Source organism: Acetobacterium malicum subsp. dehalogenans DSM 11527 (assembly GCF_000472665.1).
GTDB classification, from domain to species: Bacteria; Bacillota; Clostridia; order Eubacteriales; family Eubacteriaceae; genus Acetobacterium; species Acetobacterium malicum.
On the sequence record NZ_AXAC01000011.1, the window covers coordinates 39,575 to 57,538 of the forward strand.

Here is a 17,964-nt window from a genome sequence, read left to right on the forward strand (position 1 = left end):
GTTAGCAACCTGCTACCGTACCGACCAATTGTTAATCTGTTGTTCGCTGCGCCATGCGAATTTCGCTCCGCTTCTTTCGCATTGGTCGCGGGCAGTCGCCAACTATAAGCAAGCTTATGATTGGCTCGTTGCCTTCGCGAAGGATCGGACAGGCTATCGCCGTGTTCGCCCCGATGCGTACAACATGATGTAACAATTGTCGGTACTACGGTTGTTTTAACCTGAAATGATTCAACCGTTCATATTGCCGCAGTTGTAGCCGGCCAGGTCCAGGGTGATGGTTTTGATGCCGAGGTTTTTCAGGGTGTCAATCAGGATCAGGCGGTTTTCGATGATGGTGGTAAAATCGCCGGGGTCGCATTCGATTTTAGCGGTATCCCCCAGCAGTCGTAGTCGGTATTGGCTTAATCCCAGGGATTTGAGAAAATCCTCTCCGGCTTCAATGGCCGTTAGGGCTGCCGGGGTGATCGGGGTGTTGGTGGGAATCCGGGTGGCCAGGCAGGCCATGGCTGGCTTGGTGGCGGTGGGTAAACCGTAATAAGCCGAGAGTTCGCGGATATCCTGCTTGGTCAGGCCGGACTCTTTTAACGGACTGAAAACACCCAGCTCACCCAGGGCTTTAATGCCCGGCCGGTAGTCTTTCATATCATCAAGGTTGGAACCGTCCAGAATTACCTCGTAGCCATTGGCCCGGGCCGTATCTTTGATCTGGGTAAAAATAAATTTCTTGCAGTGATAACAGCGATCGGCCGGGTTCTTGACAAAATTCTCCAACGAAAAAACATCAGCATCAATCACCAGCGGCACCGCCCCCATCGCTTTGGCCAGCGCCTGGGCCTCAGCAAATTCGGAGCCGGGCAGCATCGCCCCGTTGACGGTGATGGGCAAAACATTGGGCCCCAGCACGTCAATCGCTACCTGCAGCAGCAGGGTACTGTCGACACCGCCAGAGAAGGCAATGCTGACCTTGGGAAAACGTTTGATATTTTCTTTCAAAGCAACCAGTTTTTCGGAAAGAACCGGTGATAAGGTGGTATTTATCTTCATGGTATCTCCTTGCGTGTATCTGTTTGAGTTTTTAATTCTGATAGTGGCTATATTATAACTCCTTAAGAGGGTTCCCCGCCAGTAAATATTTTGTTATAATGTTTACATTAAAGAATAGGGGGGAATATCGAATGTCCATAAAAAAAGCCATCTCACTGGGGGTGGGAATTGGCGTTTTGTTTATTATTGTGTTAATCATATATGGGGTCACCCATACATTTAATCAAACCAAAGGTGAGGATCATCTGGTCAAAGGGGTTGATCTATCGGCTTACCAGGGCGAGATTGATTGGGAGTTGCTGGCTGATCAGAACATTGACTTTGCCTTTATCAAGGCCACCGAAGGCAATGATTATGTGGATACAAAATTTAAGACTAACTGGGAAGAAAGTCAGAAAACTGCCCTTAAGGTTGGGGCTTATCATTTTTTAAATTATGATACCACTGGTAAAGAGCAGGCCAAGAACTTTATTGACAACGTGCCGGTTTCAGATCAGAATCTGCCGCCGGTGGTTGATCTGGAATTGTATGGGATATATGAAGACAACGCCTTACCCAAGGAACAAGTCAAGGTTATCCTCGATGAATTCTTAAAAGAACTGGAAAACCACTATGGAGTCAAGCCGATTATCTATACGACCCAACGGATTTTTAAAATGTATATCGGAACCGACTACAAAGACTATCAAATCTGGATTGTCGATTTGGATAACGCCTGGCCAGAAACCCTGCCGAACGGTGAAACCTTTACCTTCTGGCAATACAGTCACCGGGGCATGATGGACGGTTATGACGGCGATGAAACCTTCATTGACATGAACCTTTACAATGGCACCTACGCTGAATTTATTGATGAGTTTTTTTAATAAAAAAAGCTGCCATTATGGCAGCTTTTCGTGTTATTGGATTAATTTTTAAGAGCGTGATTAATTATAGACTTGCTTTCCATAAACCATGAAGGTTACAATATTCATAGGCAGCAATGACCTTATCCCCAGGGGTTAATTCAAATTCGGCTTTGGGGGCACCTGTTTCTGCCAGACATTTACGTTGGCCGCCTTCGGTTGTTTCCAGATAGACCCAGGCGATATGGTGTTCTGGTGTCATTGGATGAGGAACGCTTCCAATATCGACGGTGACGCTATTACCGCTAACGGTGATGACGGGAACGTGTTTTTCCTGGGCGGCATCAGTCGTATTAGGAACAACTTCAGTCATTGGATCGCCGCAGCAGATCATTTGTACACCAGATTCGTGAATCATACCCACAAAATTCCCACAATGTTTACAGACGAAAAATTTTGGTTCTTTACACATAATAGACCTCCTAAGTCAATGTTAATCTCTTTTGTTATATTCCCCAAAAATAAAGAAATAAACAGATTAGATTAATTCTTGTTTATATTATAACATAAGATTTACAAAAGTGAAGACACAAATTGTTAATTTTCGACAATTAAGTGATTTATAGGCATCGAACAGAAGTTGCTCTGATGTCGGATTCTGCAATTGGCTGCAAAGCTCACGGCAGTTTTGAATTGTTAATTTTGAAAGGAGAGAAGCGCGGCTTCGAGAAGAAAAATGGAAAAACAATGGCTTGTATGGGCAAGAGAATTACAATCAATCTCTCAGTCAGGATTGACCTACTGCAAAAATGATTATGATCTGGTCCGCTATCGTGAAATAGAAAAGTTGTCCCGCGAAATTATCGAAAAACATACCGAGGTTTCCCATGAGGTGATCAAAGACTATTATGTCCGGGAAGAAGGGTATCTGACCCCTAAGGTCGACGTCCGGGGTGGTGTCATCGTCGAAAACAAGATTCTCCTGGTTCGAGAAAAAGTTGATGGGCGCTGGTCTCTACCGGGCGGCTGGGCCGATGTCAATCGGACACCCCAGGAAAATGTTATTAAAGAAGCCTTTGAAGAAGCCGGAGTGCTGGTTAAACCAACCCGACTGGTAGGGCTGCTGGACCGCAGCAAATGGGTCCAGGACACCTGTCCCTATACCATTTATAAGATTCTGATGCTTTGCGAACTGCTGGAAGGGGATTTTAAAGGCAATGCCGAAACCACCGAGAGCGGCTTCTTTGCTATGGATCAGTTACCGCCATTATCCCTGGGCCGAACCACCGAAGCCCAGCTGGCCCTCTTCTTTAAAGCCCACCAAAACCCGGAATACCATCCGGTTTATGATTAAAAAGAACAAAAACCACAAAAACCGGCGATCTGCCGGTTTTTGTGGTTTATATTATACAACGTAAGAGGTTGGTATGTTGGTACAGGTAATGGGAGTGGTGATCATTTTGGAAACACCGCTTTGGCCTTGGGTTTGCAGGGTTTCTTCCACCGATTTATTGATAGGAAGGGCACCAGCGATCATTTTTCCGTCTTCTGAGGCCGGAAAGAAATTTCCGTTCTTATTTAGGAAGGTCGCATAAACCCGGTATTGAGTCGCCCCATCGGCATCAACAAAGGTGTAAAAACCATCCAGGCCTTCCACCGGGGTATAAAATCCAAAGGGGAGTTCGCCGTCATAAACAGTAGGAATTCCATTGCCCTTATCCACCTTGGTCAGAGGAGAACTGCTGTTTTTTAAGGCTAAATAAACGCTCTGTTCATCGACTCGATAATCGACCTGATAAAAACCTTCACCAATCAGGTGAGATTGGTCACCATCGATGGATTCTTTTTTTCCATAAACATAGTAAACCGGTTCCCCGGCGGTATTCGTAAAACCAAAGACGCCAAACTGGACGGTAGTGGTGGCACCGTTGGGATCATCCGGAATGGGATTGGTGATGCTTAATATTGAATCGAGATGGAGTCCGCTGGGAATGGTCGCTGATGTGGGGACCGTCATCAAGGTAAGATAGGCAGTGGTGCCATCATCTTTGTCGCAACCGGCGAATAGTAAAACAATCAGGGAAATAATTATGATAGTTAAGAATCTTTTTTTTGGCATGCCGTCGCTCCTATTTCATGTATGAGTATATTTTATAACACTTTAGGCACAATAGCAATCACACTTTAGTCACAATTATGTCCAAGAATCAAACTTTCCTTGTGATTATGATGCTTTTCGTTTAAAATAGTATCAATGGTATTTCAAAGCGAAAGCGGACGAGATGCCATTTTTGAAATGATCCATGGAAACGAGGAAACCGATGAATTCTGAAAAAAAGCCCTTAATTGGGATTTTACCATTATATGACAGTATCAAGAAGAGTATCTGGATGTACCCAGGCTATCCCGAGGGGATTACTGAGGCGGGTGGAATCCCGGTGATTCTTTCAATTTTAAATCGTAATGAGGATATTGAAGCCATTGCTGAGCGACTGGATGGGTTTGTCTTCAGCGGTGGTCAGGATGTCGATCCCCAGTATTATGGCGAAGCCTTGCTAAAATACAGCAACGAGATTTACCCGCCAAGAGATCAGCTGGAATTGCGGCTGCTACGGGCTGTGATGGACCGGGATAAACCAATTTTCGGGGTCTGTCGGGGACTCCAGTTAATTAACGTTGCCTTGGGCGGAACACTTTATCAGGATATTAATAAGCAGGTAAAACGGGAACTGCCGATTCAACATTTTCAACAAAATAACTATGAATTTCCCGTTCATGAGGTCAGCATCGCAACGAATTCCCGGTTATATGAAATCATCGGGACGGAAACGATCCGGGTTAACAGTATGCATCATCAGGCCATTGCCCGATTAGCGCCCCAACTGATTGCCGCTGCCGCAAGCGCGGACGGCCTGGTGGAAGCAGTGGAAATCCGGGGGCTTAGTTTCGGCCTGGCGGTGCAATGGCATCCCGAGTTTTTATGGCAACAGGATGACAGTACTTTAAAAATTCTACAGGCTTTTGTGGCTGCCTGCCGTGATTAAAAAAGGATTCCCTGCATTATCCAGCAGGGAATCCTTTTTTATAGGCAATAGGTAGAGCTATTTAGCCAGCCGCATCCCTTCGCCGGATAGGATTGCTGCCACATCAGCATCGCTAAGCGTGAGATCAAACCATTGCTGATAATAGTCTTTGACGGTCTGGGTCAGATCCACATCGGCAAATAGCTTGGGATAAAAGGTGGTGGCGATAAATAAGGCCGCCATATGGGATTCCATCGAACCGGGGTGGCCCCAGCGAGTGACGCCCACTGGCAGGGTGATGACCTGTTGTTCGGTGACAGCTTTTAATCCCGACCATTTGGGATCGGTGAGCATATATTTGCTGGCATTGATGTCATTGGCAATAATGGCATCGGGATTCCAGCTGTAGATCTGTTCCAGGGTGGTCATGGTTTTCTCAGCATCGGTGATCAAACTACCGCCCTGGGTGGAGACATTGATGATCCCGGCAGCATCGGTGATCTGGCTGCAGAGATCACCAGCCAGGTCAGTCCGGGCCGCCTCATTGACAGCATGGTAAACCCGGGGCCGGGCAGAATCCGGTAGGCTGGTGACCCGCTGGGAAATCAGTGCCAGGGTTTGTTCCGCCGCCGCATTATAGTCGGCGGCCCGTTGTTCCTGGTTAAAAACCTGGCCAGTGACGGTGATCGCTTTTTGGAGACCAGCCAGGCTGGCATAGTCGATGACCACCCAGGGAATCCCGGCCTTATCGAGTTTTTCGATTTCTCCAGTATTATCGGCGGTGCTTTGGCGCAGCAGCACCAGATCGGTGTTGGTGGCCAGCAATTCTTCAATATTGATGGCACCGTCATTAAACGGCACCGATACTGAGGCGATATCCGGTCGCTTGTAGGCCATCAGCACATCCCGCTTAATGCCGTTGGGGATTCCGACGATCTTGTCTTCCTGGCCCAGCATCGCCATGATATGAGCGGTGGAGGCGTAAAGACAGGCCACCCGTTGGGGATCAGCTGGGATTACCACCTCCCGGTCTAGACAATCCACGATTATTTTGGTTGGTACCGCCGCAGTTTGGCTTTGAGTCTGGCAGCCGCTGCTGATGATCAGTATTAGTCCGATCATCAGCAAACAGCTGGTGAGAAAACTTGTTTTTTTGCGCATAAAGAGATCCTTTCTTGATAAATAGATAAGCCAATCAGCGAATGTTTTTTAATGGTACGATAAATTTCCGCTGAATCCCTTCTTCGTCGGTGGTGCCGGTGGTGGAGCTGATTTTAAAGACGTCTTTGAGATTACTTTTGGTAATCACCTCGGAGGGGGTGCCGATGGCGGCAATTTTGCCCTGGTCCATTAAAGCGACCCGGGTAGGTACCGCCGCATTTTCAAGATAAAAGGCCTGGTTGAGAAAATGGGTGGCCATGACAATGGTGAGTTCCTTTTCTTTGACCAGCCAGGTGATAATTTCCATCACCATCAGCTCATGGCGAAAATCCAGATGGGCGGTGGGTTCATCTAGTACCATGATGTGGGCGTCCTGGGTTAAAGCCCGGGCAATCAGCACCAGTTGCAGTTCGCCGCCGCTGAGTTCAGTGTAAAGCCGTTCCTCAAAACCCTGCAAACCCACCTGTTCAAGGCTTTCCCGGGCTCGTTGCCGCTGGCTGGCGTCCGGCGAACCAAAGCCCCGGGTGGCAGTAGTCCGGCCCATCACGACAATATCCAGCACCGTATAAGGAAAGGTTTTGGTATGACTCTGGGGCACATAGGCAATCTGTTGAGCGAATTCCCGCGGTTTCAACTGAGCCAGATCGGTGCCGCCGACTTCAATCGTTCCCTGTTGGGGCTGGTTGATGCCCAGGATACTGTCGATCAGGGTGGTTTTGCCGCAGCCGTTGGGGCCGATGATGCAAAAGACCTCGCCGGGATGGACGGCAAAACTGATGTCCTCAAAAATCAGCTGTCGGGGGTTGTAACCAAAACTCAGGTTGTTTAAACGTAACACGGTCATCACCAGCTCCTTCCTTTGGTTTTTTTAAGCAGGTAAATAAAAAATGGGCCGCCAATCAAAGCGGTCACAATCCCCAGCGGGATTTCGCCGCCGGTCAGGCTACGGCACAGGGTGTCGCAGAAAATCACAAAACAGGCCCCTAGGGACATACTGGCTGGCACCAGCCACTTGTTGTCATTGCCCACCAGCATCCGGCCCACATGGGGGATGATCAATCCGATCCAGCCGACGATGCCACTGACGCAGACGGCCCCGGCAGTAGCCAGGGTGGCAAAGGCAATGACGGCGGCTTTATTGGCAATGACATTGATCCCCAAGGTCCGGGCCTCACGATCACCCATGGATAGGACGTTGAGCCGGTAACGCAGGATCAGCATCCCGCTCATGCCCAACGCCATCGGGATCAAGGCCAGATAGACATCAGCGGTTTTGGTTGATGCCAGACTGCCCATTAGCCAGAAGGTGATCACCGGTAGCTGGGTGGCAGTATCGGCCAGATATTTAAGTAGTGAGATCAGGGCTGAAAAAATCGACTGAATAATAGTACCACCCAACACTAGGGTGATGGTGGTAGAGGTGTTGTCGATTTTTCCGGCAAAATAGCTGAGAATTACCGCCAGGATCCCAAAGCCAAAGGCGAACAAGGGGGTCAGAAAAACCGTGTTGAATAACACAATGGCCAGGGCGGCACCGAAGCCGGCTCCGGCTGAAACCCCCAGAATGCCGCTGGAAACCAGGGGATTGCGAAAGAGACTCTGAAAGGCGGCGCCGCTAGCTCCCAGGGCCGCCCCCACCATCGCCCCCTGAAAGGCTCGGGGCAGACGGATCTGCAGAATCACGGTGGTGGTTTCGGCACTGACACCGCTGTTGTTGCCGGTGAGCCCCTGCCAGAGCGTCAGAAAGATGTCCGTTAAAGAAACGTAATAACGTCCGATACAGATGGTTCCAAAGAAAAAGAGGATCGGAAGCGCGATCAGAATGAGGGTGACAATCGTCTTTTTAGATGGTGACATTTAAGCTTTTTTGCGTCTGATGACGACCGCCCCAACGACAATCGCAATGACCATCAGAACGATGATGAGTCCGATGGTACTCCCATAAGAGTTACCGCTAGCAGTAGTACTGGCAACTTCAGCGGCACCGACGGTGGTAAAGGTTAGGGCGAGCGGTGCGGTCAGGACATCTCCGCTTTTGGAGCTGAGGGTGCTATCAACCTTGATGGTGTAAACCGTACCTTCCTGGAGGGGTGCGCCGGGTATGATGTTGATGAAATTACGCAGCTCCGGGTTCAATTGATCATCGGCCATGGTGATTTCGGCTGCGATTGGCTGATCCCCGGCCCAGAGGCTAACGGCTTTGAGGTTGGCGTCCCGGACTGTGGCATAGGCCACATTTTTGCTGAATTCCAGTTTGATTTGCGTATCAACGGCGATATCAGTGGCCTTATCAGCCGGGCTGGCGGTCACAATGGTCAGCGGTTCAGTACTGCCGCCGCCGGTGTTATCACCGCTGCCTGGTACTGTGCTGGTATCAGTCGTGGTTTCAGTAGCAGACCCGCCACCACCACCGGAACCATCGCCACTGCCGCCGCCGGAACCGTCACCGCCGGCTGCTATCACACTGCCGCAGCAGCCAAAGGCCAGCAGACTGATTAACAATAAAGACAGGATTGTTTTTGAAAAGTTTTTGGGTTTCATGTTTTCCTCCGTAATTTTAGAATATTATCCATAAAAAATAAAGACCGGCTGGTCTTTATTAATTAATCCGCATTTGGACAGCAATGGCTGTCGCAACTGGTGGTTAATTAACTCCTTCCCAACGTGGAGGCCTAAACGTTTCCATTTAAACCCTATCGGCCTTGATCCATAGAGTGTCGTTAGGAACAAAGGCTCGGAATTAATATTTTGATTTAGTTGATGATCGATAAATCCATGAGTAACGATATGATAAATGAAGCGACTTGTCAACGCCCGGGGAATTGAATCATAAATCAGGGAATAAAGATTTCATACAACAAATTCCCGCTCCGACAAAGCGCCGGTAGCGGCAATTATAGCAGGAGACGGTTTCTTCGGCCAGCCATTCTTCTTCCACGTCGGGCTTAAATTCAGGGCAGCTCAAGGCGATGGACTGACCTTGATTCCAGGCTTCCATCGGAAGCTGGTGCTGATCAGACATAGAAATGTTCGCCCAGTCGGCGAATTTCAGCTTTGGGTAGGGTGGCATACTGATTGTTGTCGTCTTTGCGGACGAAAAGCACATACTGATTGCGGTACAGCACCGTTTTGGAGCGATTGGCCAGGCTGATCAGGGTCGTGTCAGCCAGCGTCTCCTTGCTGGTGAGGTCCAGCACCTGCTCGACTTCGGGCAGCTTTTTCAGTTCGGCAACTGCGTAGGTCTGGTTGATTGCGGCATTTTTCAGGGCCCCTTTGATTTCGCCATCACAGCCGAATAATCGCAGGCCGACGCCGGCCAGGGCGCCGATTATACCCTGCCCGGTACCGCCATGTTCAGACAGGTGGAGCTGGTGATTGTGGGCGCAGGTCAGGGCGTCCGCTTTGGTCAAAACTGTCTGTTTGGCCTGGATGCCAAATTCCATCAGCTCATCGTAATGACAGCTTTCATCATAGGCCAGCACGCATAGACCGGGGTCCGAGCCTACTGCGGCAACGGTATCAAGGTGCTCGGCGGCCAGATCGATGATGGTGGTCAGGGCCTCATCCGGGGCTTCGCCGTGAAAACACATCGAGCTGTTATGTGAGGTATAGGGGATATCCTCATGAATATAAAGCTGGTGTCGGGTCACGAGTGAACAAGGTCCGTAACCCTGGCGGATGATTTTTTCCCGGATCTGCTCGGCGATGGTTCCGGTACCGATGGAATCGAGGTTGTCGGTGTCATCAATGCAAAGGTAAAATTTCATATCTGAAAGCTCCTTGGTTTAATTTACTGAATATAGTCATTATAAGTGAAGTTATAATAATTGTAAACTGCTGAGGAATGATGTTATAATGATAAGATCACTACAAAAATGAAAGAGAATGCCGATGACAAAAACAAAAATAGATAGAAAAATGTGGCTGCTTGAGCATCTCAGGGATTTTTGGGAAGAGGCCAGGGAAAATAGAATCAAGGCTTTTGTTTATGTTTCGCTACGGATTTTAGTGGTGATGGTATTAGTTGCCGAGATTTTCAACCGGAATTATAATAACGTGTTTCTTTGTGTGCTGACCCTGATTCTCTTTATGATTCCAAACTTTCTCAACAAACGGATGAATATTGTCCTCCCTGGAACTTTGGAAATCATCATACTCTTGTTTATCTTTGGTGCTGAAATCCTCGGGGAAATTAATGAGTATTATCTGATTTTTGATCGCTGGGATGACATGCTCCATACTATCAACGGGTTTCTCTGTGCGGCCATCGGTTTCTCAATGATTGACATCCTTAACCGTAATGAAAAAGTGACCTTTTCGCTGTCACCGATTTTTGTAGCCCTGGTAGCCTTTTGTTTTTCGATGACAGTGGGAGTGGTATGGGAGTTTTTTGAGTTTGGAATGGATATGTTTTTTCAAACCGATATGCAGAAGGATTCCATTCAGACGGTGATCAGCTCAGTAATTTTCAATCCCGAGGGCAAAAATGTGGCAGTAGTGATGCCCATCGATAGCATGGTAGTCAATGGGGTATCCTGGCATTACGGGGGCTACATCGATATTGGTTTGTACGACACCATGAATGACCTTTTTGTCAATTTTATTGGGGCGGTGACTTTTTCAATCCTTGGTTATTTTTATATTAAAAACCGCAGTAAAGGGAAATTTGCCAAGCGGTTTATGCCCCGTCGAAAAACCGCAGCGGAGATTTTAGAAGAACGGGAACACTACGAAAACAAGCACCACCACGATTTGTGAAAAAATATCTAAAATTATCAAAAAAAGACTTTTATTCTCGATTTGAATGTGCTATAATAACTTTCGTGGCCAACGGAAGTATCCTAGGTCACGATATGCGTGCCCTTGGCTCAGCTGGATAGAGCGTTCGGCTACGAACCGGAAGGTCGGGGGTTCGAATCCCTCAGGGCACGCCATTTTATTGATTTTATTGCCATCTATATTTTATAGGTGGTTTTTTTATATTTGAAATTAAGGTGTGAGATGGAACAACGCTGAGACATTCGTTTGTTTGTATTGAGAAATTCATCCAATATTTCAGCAACTGTTAAAACGGGACATGTGTTATTGTTACATACTTACTCGGCAAGACTGCTTGATACCGTTGATGGCTTGAAAAACGATTTGGCAATCTGGTGGTGCGGCGAGCTGTAACGATTGACGATCCGATGGGTTGTTTGGATGCTAAAAAAGATCATGTCATCTATCCCATTTCATATTTTTAGAAGGAGATGCTTTTATGGCGGTGAAGAAGTTTGTGCCGGTGATTGCAAAATTTGAAAAAGATGGAAAGATCATTCCGATGAAGCTATTGTGGGAAGATGGTCGAGAGTTTAACATTGACTTTATCTTTGATATCCGGCTAGATCGTCTTTGAATGTAGGCGGACAGGTAACCCGGTATCTTTGTCGAATTAAAAACAAGGACGTTTATGTCTATTATGAAAAGCCAAAATGGTTTTTTGAAGGGAAGGAGCATTAGTTGCAGAATATATTTCATAATTTGACAAAACAGTTCGTTAATCTTACAATGAAAACAATACCACAAAGGGGAGGTTCATTTGAAAAAGCTGATTATGTCAATACCGTTTTAAAACTTCCCTTATGGGTATTTTAACACCGATTTAGACACCGGAGAATTTTTAAGAATGGCGTCGAATTTTGACAATAACATTGCTTTGATCAGTCGGGTCTAACCAACAGATAAGGGTATCAGATTCTTATTAATATGAAAATTTAAAACTTGAACAAGTTTTGTTTTATGAAGTCTTTGTTCGATCAAATCGGCTGGAGGCTTTTTTTCATTTGGGGCTTTGAAGAAGTTTGTGTCGATGATTGCAAAATTTGAAGGAGCTGGAAAGATCATTTCAATGAAAATATTATGAGATGATGGCCGAGAGTTAGAAGTTGCCTTTATCTTTGATATCAGAATTAGATCATCTTTGATGGTAGGTGGACAGGGGATACGTTACCTTTGTCGAATTAAGAACAAAGATGTTATGTTTAATATGAAAAACCGAGATGGTATGTTGTGGAGAAGAATATTGGTTGCAGGATTTATTTCATCAATATTTTTGTTCCTACTTCCCATTGTAAAAACTACCAGGATAATGTGTTTTGGCTCTAACTGATGATTTCAGTTGAACTATTTTAAATATTGTTCATTCATTAAGTCTATCAAGGTTTAATTGTGTTTAATAATAAATTTTAATTCAACATTTCAAATATAGTTATAAATTGCAATTAAGAAAAATAAAAAAATAATAGAAAATATTGGTTAGTTAATGAAATATAAATTATAATGAAAAATAGATTCTTGAAAATAATAAATGTTCTTTTCAAAGATAAGGAGAACTGTATATGGAAGACAAAATTCTAAATAAATGGATAGCGAATCATAAATACCATGAAAAACGCGAAGAAATGGATCAGCTGAAATATGATTCTTGGGAAAAAAGCATAAACAAAGGAATAAATCCATTAGTTGCCAAACCTCAAAAAGTTACAGAAAATGAATTCATCCAAATTAAACGACAATCTAAACGAACCTATATTTATTCAAACAGTATTCTAAGTGAATTGGAAAGAGAAAGTACAAGAGAACAAATCGGATGTGTTCTTTTTGATGCAGATGGATGCATATTAAAATTATATGGTAATTCGGAATTTAAGGAATGGGCAAATGAAATTGGTATTGAACCACGAACAATCTGGAATGAAAGCACTATTGGAACGAATGCATTTTCATTGGGAATTAAAAGCAAGTCAGTGATAGAACTCACTGGTGAAGAGAACTTTTCCAAATTATTGATTAAAACAGCTTGTTATTTTTATCCGCTTAAGCTTGAAAATGATCTTATATATGGTGGATTAATGTTGGTTGTTCCTGTCGAAGCTAAGAGTAGTTATCTAAGAGAAGCAGTAGTTAGCATTGCCCGTAGCATTGACTTGCAAGTCCTTTGGTTTAAACTAATTAATCAATATGGAGAGATGGTGGATGGATATGGCGTCATTAGTTTAGATCAGTCTAATGGTGAAAATAGAATTTTAACAATCAGTCGCAGTATATTTAAAATGTTTGATGTCAAAAATGAAGATTATTATTATCTACGATTAGAAGAATTGATCGGAATTGAACCTAAAAATAAGGAATTTTGGAAAATTATTAATAATAAAATAATAGTCAATGATAAACGGATTAGTATTGTTGTTAGGAAAAAGGAACTCAGCATTAATATCAGTACTACAAAATTCAAAGAAGAAAAATTTCATATGAATGGAATCGCCATTGCTATCAATTCTATACAACGAATAAATAAATTGATAAACCAATATACCGGAAACAACGCCCAGTATACCTTTGACAACATTATCGGGAAAAGTGATATTTATCAGAAAATTTTGGAGCGTTCTAGAATTGCAGCAGCTTCTAATGGGAATGTGTTACTGTTAGGGGAAAGTGGAGTTGGAAAAGACGTTATTGCTCAAGCCATCCACAATAGTAGTGATCGTGTCAATGGCCCCTTTATTGCTATCAATTGTGCATCTTTTTCAAGAGAACTCATCGGGAGTGAGCTTTTTGGTTATGAAGAAGGTGCATTTACTGGTGCTAGAAAAGGTGGCAATATCGGAAAATTTGAATTAGCTAAAAATGGAACCCTTTTTTTAGATGAAATCGGTGATATGCCTTTGGATATACAAGCGACCTTGCTTCGTGTAATTGAACAAAAGAGCTTTATGCGAATTGGCAGCAATACTTTAACCAAAGTAGATGTTCGAATCATTGCCGCAACGAATAATAATTTAGCTGAAAAAATTAAGAACAATTTATTTCGTGAAGACTTATTCTATCGTTTAGGCGTTATACGTATTAATATACCACCATTGAGAAAAAGAACTGAAGATATTCTTCTTCTTGCATACTACTTTATTGAGCGGATTTGTAAAAGAATTAACAGACAACAAGCTAAGCTGACTCCAGATGCAGAAGCACGGTTATTAAAATATCAATGGCCGGGAAATGTTCGGGAACTTCAAAATCTAATGGAGGGAATATTAAGTACAACAGTGGAAAAAAATATAAATGCAGACATTATTACAAATTACTTATCTCTCGATTTTTGGGAAATGAATGATTTTCAGGGTGAATTAAGTGAGAAAGAAAGAATTATTGAAGCACTAAAAATCAATCGAAATAATAAGGTTAAAACAGCAGAATATCTAGAGATTTCAAGACGGACATTATACCGTCGCCTTGAAGAATATGATTTGTTGTAATAATTTTTACTGAAGTACATTTGTGATAAATGGCACAATGTGGCACATGTGTTTATAAAGAATAGAGAGCTTTTTAAAGCAATCTATTCTTTTTTTTTATTGAAACTAAAAAAACAACGGATTTGTAGCTGGAAAAATTAAATACGGCACAATTTAGGCACAATATAATTATTCAGGCGCAAAAATGGCACAATATTACAAAGAGATCCAAATTTAAGTATGAAAAGAATATTTTTTAAATGAATAAATGAATGAATACTAAACTAAGGTTGTAGAAAGAATGAACACCACTAAATATTAAAAGGAGTAAAACTATGGATTTTTTGTTAACAGAAGTACAAATGGAATTGATGGAAATGGTAAAAGATTTCGGTGAAAAAGAAATTGATCCGATTGCTTTAGAGTATGATCATAAAGGTGAATTTCCAATAAAGATTTACAAAAAAGCTTTTGAAATGGGATTACACACATTAGAATATCCGGAAAAATTTGGAGGTTCAGGTGTCAATGCGGTCACAGCAACTGTAGTTAATGAAGAGTTGGGAAAACATGATGCTGGTTTTGCAACAAGTGTTTCTGCAGTAGGTTTAGCGGCAAAACCAGTTCTGATTGCAGGAACCGATAATCAAAAAAAACTTTTTGCTGATTTAACCATACATGGCGCATTTGCAGCATTTTGTCTTACTGAGCCAAATGCAGGTTCAGACGCTGGTTCAGTAAAAACAACAGCAAAAAAAGTTGGAAATGAATACATTTTAAATGGAAGAAAATGTTTTATTACTAATGGTGGCGTTTCGAATGTTTATACAGTTATCGCGACGACGGATTCAAGTAAAGGGGTTAAAGGGTTATCGGCATTTCTTGTTGAACGAGATAGAGAGGGTGTATCAGTTGGTAAAGAAGAAGATAAAATGGGAATACGTCTATCAAATACTACAGATGTTATTTTCGAAGATGTGAGAATTCCTGAAACACATTTATTAGGTAATGAAGGTGATGGTTTCAAAATCGCAATGGTAACACTTGATTATTCAAGACCAAATGTTGCAGCATGTTCAGTCGGTATTTGTCAGGCAGCCATTGATCATTGCGTAAAATACGCAAAAGAGCGAACGACATTTGGTAAACCCATTGCAACGCTTCAAGCGATTCAATTTATGTTAGCTGATATGGAGATATCTACCGAAACAGCACGTCAGTATACCCGCTATGCAGCTTCTTTGGTTGACGCTAAGAAACCTGTCTCAAAGGCAGCTGCTATTGCAAAATGTTTTGCAGGCGATGCTGCAATGAAAGTGTCAACCGATGCAGTGCAAATTCTAGCTGGATATGGATATAGCCGCGAATATCCGGTTGAAAAGCTTATGAGAGATGCTAAGATATTTCAAATATTTGAGGGAACTAATCAAATTCAACGGCTTGTTATTGCTGGACAGATGCTACGTTAGGGAGGTTAAAAATGGAAAGTATAGTATGTATAAAACAAGTTCCGGACACTAGTGAAGTAAAAATAGATCCAGTGACAAATACACTTATTCGTCATGGAGTACCAAGCATAATTAATCCATTTGATAAAAATGCTCTTGAAGCAGCAGTTCAGTTAAAAGAAATTCATGGTGGAACGGTAACTGTATTAACCATGGGTCCCCCTCAAGCAGTGGAGGCTTTAAGGGAATGTTTGTCTTTGGGAGCTGATAAAGCTTATCTGGTTAGTGATCGGGCTTTTAGCGGAGCGGATACATTGGCTACCAGTTATACATTAGCAGCGGCAATTAGAAGAATAGGGAAATTTGATTTGATTTTTTGTGGCAAACAGGCAATTGATGGTGACACAGCTCAAGTAGGACCGGAAATCGCTGAATTTTTAGATGTCCCACAGGTTACTTTTGTTTCTAAAATTTTAGTGAAACAAGATAATATTCAGGTTGAAAAAGAGCAAGATGACGGATATGAAGTGATTGAAGTTGAACTTCCGGCATTGCTAGCAGTGGTTAAATCTATTAATATCCCTCGCTATCCCAGTATTAAGAGTAAAATGGCGGCAAGAAAAGTTGAGATTGAAACCATTACTGCTGAGGATCTCGACATCGATAATGGTCGCCTTGGACTTGGTGGATCCGCCACCCAGGTTAAAAAGATCTTTTCACCTAAAAAAAGAAGTTCAGGAACCATGATTCAACTTGATAACGATAAAGAAGCGGCACTTGAACTGTTTGAAAGAATTTTAGAAAATAGTGTTTTTAGTATGTAGTTTATCTCTAACAGGAGGAAATTGATGTCAATAAAAATTGATGATAAAAGTTGTGTGAAGTGTGGAGTTTGTGAAATTCAATGTCCCTTTGGTGCAATTGAAATGGTGGGTGAAAACATGACCATTACAGAAAAATGCACTTTGTGTGGAGCTTGTCTTGATGTTTGCCCTGTTGAAGCAATCACAAGAGAAACGATAAAAACCGTAACGTCGATGGAAAAGTCGGACTATCATCACGTTTGGGTGTTCATTGAACTCCATAATGGAGTACCAAGGAATGTAGGATTAGAGTTATTAGGGCAAGGTAGACTTCTTGCGGACGAAAATAAGGAGAAGCTCGTTGGAGTCATTATTGGAGAAGGCAGCCAAAAAGTAGCAAACAGCATATTCAATTATGGTGCGGATGAAGTTATTATTGTTGAAGGTCCTCAATATGGGGTGTATAATACGGAAGTTTACACGCATGTAATGGCAACATTAATCGAAAAATATAAGCCGGCGACTATCTTGATTGGTGCAACTAATAATGGTCGAGATTTAGGACCTAGAGTTGCATGCCGGGTAAAAACGGGATTAACAGCAGATTGTACTGATTTAGGAATTGACAAAGAAACAGGTAATGTTGAATGGACACGACCAGCTTTTGGTGGGAATATTATGGCTACTATCGTGTGTCCGGAGCATCGCCCTCAAATTGGGACCGTTAGACCGAATGTCTTCAAGAAACCTATAAAGGATGACATGCGCACTGGGAATTTGATAAGTGAAACTGTAATTATTGATGATGCAAAGATAAGAACACGTTCGATTAATTTTATTAAAAATTTTGATGCCAATCACGTAAATTTGGAAGAAGCGCAGTTTATCGTCTCGGGAGGCAGAGGTTTAGGAAAAAAAGAAAATTTTGAAATGATTGAATCTTTAGCAGAAGCTCTAAGCGGAACTGTTGGTGCCTCAAGAGCTGTTGTTGATGCAGAATGGATTTCACCGCTACATCAAGTTGGTCAAACTGGAAAAACAGTTGGTCCAAAGGTTTATATAGCCTGTGGTATTTCAGGTGCTATTCAACATTTAGCAGGAATGTCATCTTCGGATATTATTATTGCAATAAATAAAGATCCTGAGGCGCCCATTTTCGATGTAGCAGATTTCGGAGTGGTGGGTGATTTAACCGAAGTTATCCCAGAGTTTACCAAACATATTTTAGATTATAAGAATGGCACATATATGACACGAAATTTAAAGAATAATGGATGATTGCTTGTTGATGTATACATCTTGGCACAATATGGCGCAGATTTGGCACAAATTTGCATTTTATTTGGATTTTATTTGCATTTTTT

At 43.1% G+C, this 17,964-nt stretch carries 18 protein-coding genes, 1 tRNA gene and 1 riboswitch; of the genes, 10 read left to right on the forward strand and 9 right to left on the reverse strand.

The annotated features are described in order from the left end of the window. Nucleotides 1-231 precede the first annotated feature (231 nt). Nucleotides 232-1,047, reverse strand: a complete 816-nt coding sequence (larE, locus tag A3KS_RS0105200) for an ATP-dependent sacrificial sulfur transferase LarE (protein ID WP_026394019.1) — start codon at nt 1,045-1,047, stop codon at nt 232-234. Nucleotides 1,048-1,178: 131 nt separating this feature from the next. On the opposite strand from larE, the gene A3KS_RS0105205 reads away from it, so the two are divergent. Next, on the forward strand, nt 1,179-1,913 hold the full coding sequence (locus tag A3KS_RS0105205; protein WP_051355673.1) for a glycoside hydrolase family 25 protein: 735 nt from the start codon (nt 1,179-1,181) through the stop codon (nt 1,911-1,913). 64 nt (nt 1,914-1,977) lie between these two features. Here A3KS_RS0105205 and A3KS_RS0105210 read toward each other — a convergent pair whose 3' ends face one another. Beyond that, on the reverse strand, nt 1,978-2,364 hold the full coding sequence (locus A3KS_RS0105210; RefSeq protein ID WP_026394021.1) for a desulfoferrodoxin family protein: 387 nt from the start codon (nt 2,362-2,364) through the stop codon (nt 1,978-1,980). Between the two features lie 264 nt (nt 2,365-2,628). Here A3KS_RS0105210 and A3KS_RS0105215 point away from each other — a divergent pair, with 264 nt between their 5' ends. Then, nucleotides 2,629-3,246, forward strand: coding sequence for an NUDIX hydrolase (locus tag A3KS_RS0105215; RefSeq protein ID WP_026394022.1), 618 nt, complete (start codon nt 2,629-2,631; stop codon nt 3,244-3,246). 51 nt (nt 3,247-3,297) lie between these two features. Here the strand turns inward: A3KS_RS0105215 and A3KS_RS0105220 are convergent, their stop codons facing one another. Further along, the gene (locus A3KS_RS0105220) at nt 3,298-4,011 is read right to left on the reverse strand and encodes a hypothetical protein (protein ID WP_026394023.1); all 714 of its coding nucleotides are present in this window, start codon (nt 4,009-4,011) and stop codon (nt 3,298-3,300) included. Nucleotides 4,012-4,213: 202 nt separating this feature from the next. Between A3KS_RS0105220 and A3KS_RS0105225 the strand changes: the two genes are divergently transcribed. Next, nucleotides 4,214-4,936: a gamma-glutamyl-gamma-aminobutyrate hydrolase family protein gene (locus A3KS_RS0105225; protein ID WP_026394024.1), complete on the forward strand. Its 723-nt coding sequence runs from the start codon at nt 4,214-4,216 to the stop codon at nt 4,934-4,936. A gap of 57 nt (nt 4,937-4,993) precedes the next feature. On the opposite strand, the gene A3KS_RS20145 is transcribed toward A3KS_RS0105225, so the two are convergent. The 6 genes from A3KS_RS20145 to A3KS_RS0105255 form a co-directional block, all read right to left on the reverse strand. Next, a complete protein-coding gene (locus A3KS_RS20145) occupies nt 4,994-6,076 on the reverse strand; it encodes an ABC transporter substrate-binding protein (protein ID WP_051355674.1) in 1,083 nt (360 codons plus the stop codon). Between the two features lie 34 nt (nt 6,077-6,110). After that, nucleotides 6,111-6,920 carry an ABC transporter ATP-binding protein gene (locus tag A3KS_RS0105235; RefSeq protein ID WP_026394025.1) on the reverse strand — a complete coding sequence of 270 codons (810 nt, stop codon included), beginning with the start codon at nt 6,918-6,920 and terminating at the stop codon, nt 6,111-6,113. Next, nucleotides 6,920-7,933, reverse strand: a complete 1,014-nt coding sequence (locus A3KS_RS0105240) for a FecCD family ABC transporter permease (protein ID WP_026394026.1) — start codon at nt 7,931-7,933, stop codon at nt 6,920-6,922. The genes A3KS_RS0105235 and A3KS_RS0105240 overlap by 1 nt, the downstream gene beginning before the upstream one ends. Continuing rightward, nucleotides 7,934-8,617 carry an Ig-like domain-containing domain gene (locus tag A3KS_RS0105245; protein WP_026394027.1) on the reverse strand — a complete coding sequence of 228 codons (684 nt, stop codon included), beginning with the start codon at nt 8,615-8,617 and terminating at the stop codon, nt 7,934-7,936. 95 nt (nt 8,618-8,712) lie between these two features. Continuing rightward, nucleotides 8,713-8,828, reverse strand: a riboswitch (molybdenum cofactor riboswitch). Nucleotides 8,829-8,903: 75 nt separating this feature from the next. Continuing rightward, nucleotides 8,904-9,098: a hypothetical protein gene (locus A3KS_RS20150; protein ID WP_035355348.1), complete on the reverse strand. Its 195-nt coding sequence runs from the start codon at nt 9,096-9,098 to the stop codon at nt 8,904-8,906. Beyond that, on the reverse strand, nt 9,091-9,843 hold the full coding sequence (locus A3KS_RS0105255) for a hypothetical protein (RefSeq protein ID WP_026394028.1): 753 nt from the start codon (nt 9,841-9,843) through the stop codon (nt 9,091-9,093). Before A3KS_RS0105255 ends, A3KS_RS20150 begins: the two co-directional genes overlap by 8 nt. A 124-nt stretch (nt 9,844-9,967) precedes the next feature. Between A3KS_RS0105255 and A3KS_RS0105260 the strand changes: the two genes are divergently transcribed. The 7 genes from A3KS_RS0105260 to A3KS_RS20160 all read left to right on the forward strand — a co-directional run bounded on the left by A3KS_RS0105260 (nt 9,968) and on the right by A3KS_RS20160 (nt 17,878). After that, nucleotides 9,968-10,834 (forward strand): DUF2238 domain-containing protein, encoded by an 867-nt coding sequence (locus tag A3KS_RS0105260; RefSeq protein WP_035355351.1) that lies wholly within the window; start codon nt 9,968-9,970, stop codon nt 10,832-10,834. A gap of 99 nt (nt 10,835-10,933) precedes the next feature. Further along, a tRNA-Arg gene (locus tag A3KS_RS0105265) sits at nt 10,934-11,010 on the forward strand. A 323-nt stretch (nt 11,011-11,333) separates the two neighbouring features. Then, on the forward strand, nt 11,334-11,471 hold the full coding sequence (locus A3KS_RS24005; RefSeq protein ID WP_242834740.1) for a hypothetical protein: 138 nt from the start codon (nt 11,334-11,336) through the stop codon (nt 11,469-11,471). A gap of 982 nt (nt 11,472-12,453) precedes the next feature. Next, nucleotides 12,454-14,370, forward strand: a complete 1,917-nt coding sequence (locus A3KS_RS0105280; protein WP_026394030.1) for a sigma-54 interaction domain-containing protein — start codon at nt 12,454-12,456, stop codon at nt 14,368-14,370. Between the two features lie 314 nt (nt 14,371-14,684). Continuing rightward, nucleotides 14,685-15,818, forward strand: a complete 1,134-nt coding sequence (locus A3KS_RS0105285) for an acyl-CoA dehydrogenase family protein (RefSeq protein ID WP_026394031.1) — start codon at nt 14,685-14,687, stop codon at nt 15,816-15,818. Between the two features lie 11 nt (nt 15,819-15,829). Continuing rightward, nucleotides 15,830-16,621, forward strand: a complete 792-nt coding sequence (locus A3KS_RS0105290; protein ID WP_026394032.1) for an electron transfer flavoprotein subunit beta/FixA family protein — start codon at nt 15,830-15,832, stop codon at nt 16,619-16,621. Nucleotides 16,622-16,645: 24 nt separating this feature from the next. After that, the gene (locus A3KS_RS20160; RefSeq protein ID WP_051355675.1) at nt 16,646-17,878 is read left to right on the forward strand and encodes an electron transfer flavoprotein subunit alpha; all 1,233 of its coding nucleotides are present in this window, start codon (nt 16,646-16,648) and stop codon (nt 17,876-17,878) included. Nucleotides 17,879-17,964 lie beyond the last annotated feature (86 nt).

Bases quoted from the DNA above. Each gene is read 5' to 3' on its own strand.
- larE (WP_026394019.1), bottom strand. From the start codon at position 1,047: ATGAAGATAAATACCACCTTATCACCGGTTCTTTCCGAAAAACTGGTT.
- A3KS_RS0105205 (WP_051355673.1), top strand. From the start codon at position 1,179: ATGTCCATAAAAAAAGCCATCTCACTGGGGGTGGGAATTGGCGTTTTG.
- A3KS_RS0105210 (WP_026394021.1), bottom strand. From the start codon at position 2,364: ATGTGTAAAGAACCAAAATTTTTCGTCTGTAAACATTGTGGGAATTTT.
- A3KS_RS0105215 (WP_026394022.1), top strand. From the start codon at position 2,629: ATGGAAAAACAATGGCTTGTATGGGCAAGAGAATTACAATCAATCTCT.
- A3KS_RS0105220 (WP_026394023.1), bottom strand. From the start codon at position 4,011: ATGCCAAAAAAAAGATTCTTAACTATCATAATTATTTCCCTGATTGTT.
- A3KS_RS0105225 (WP_026394024.1), top strand. From the start codon at position 4,214: ATGAATTCTGAAAAAAAGCCCTTAATTGGGATTTTACCATTATATGAC.
- A3KS_RS20145 (WP_051355674.1), bottom strand. From the start codon at position 6,076: ATGCGCAAAAAAACAAGTTTTCTCACCAGCTGTTTGCTGATGATCGGA.
- A3KS_RS0105235 (WP_026394025.1), bottom strand. From the start codon at position 6,920: ATGACCGTGTTACGTTTAAACAACCTGAGTTTTGGTTACAACCCCCGA.
- A3KS_RS0105240 (WP_026394026.1), bottom strand. From the start codon at position 7,933: ATGTCACCATCTAAAAAGACGATTGTCACCCTCATTCTGATCGCGCTT.
- A3KS_RS0105245 (WP_026394027.1), bottom strand. From the start codon at position 8,617: ATGAAACCCAAAAACTTTTCAAAAACAATCCTGTCTTTATTGTTAATC.
- A3KS_RS20150 (WP_035355348.1), bottom strand. From the start codon at position 9,098: ATGTCTGATCAGCACCAGCTTCCGATGGAAGCCTGGAATCAAGGTCAG.
- A3KS_RS0105255 (WP_026394028.1), bottom strand. From the start codon at position 9,843: ATGAAATTTTACCTTTGCATTGATGACACCGACAACCTCGATTCCATC.
- A3KS_RS0105260 (WP_035355351.1), top strand. From the start codon at position 9,968: ATGACAAAAACAAAAATAGATAGAAAAATGTGGCTGCTTGAGCATCTC.
- A3KS_RS24005 (WP_242834740.1), top strand. From the start codon at position 11,334: ATGGCGGTGAAGAAGTTTGTGCCGGTGATTGCAAAATTTGAAAAAGAT.
- A3KS_RS0105280 (WP_026394030.1), top strand. From the start codon at position 12,454: ATGGAAGACAAAATTCTAAATAAATGGATAGCGAATCATAAATACCAT.
- A3KS_RS0105285 (WP_026394031.1), top strand. From the start codon at position 14,685: ATGGATTTTTTGTTAACAGAAGTACAAATGGAATTGATGGAAATGGTA.
- A3KS_RS0105290 (WP_026394032.1), top strand. From the start codon at position 15,830: ATGGAAAGTATAGTATGTATAAAACAAGTTCCGGACACTAGTGAAGTA.
- A3KS_RS20160 (WP_051355675.1), top strand. From the start codon at position 16,646: ATGTCAATAAAAATTGATGATAAAAGTTGTGTGAAGTGTGGAGTTTGT.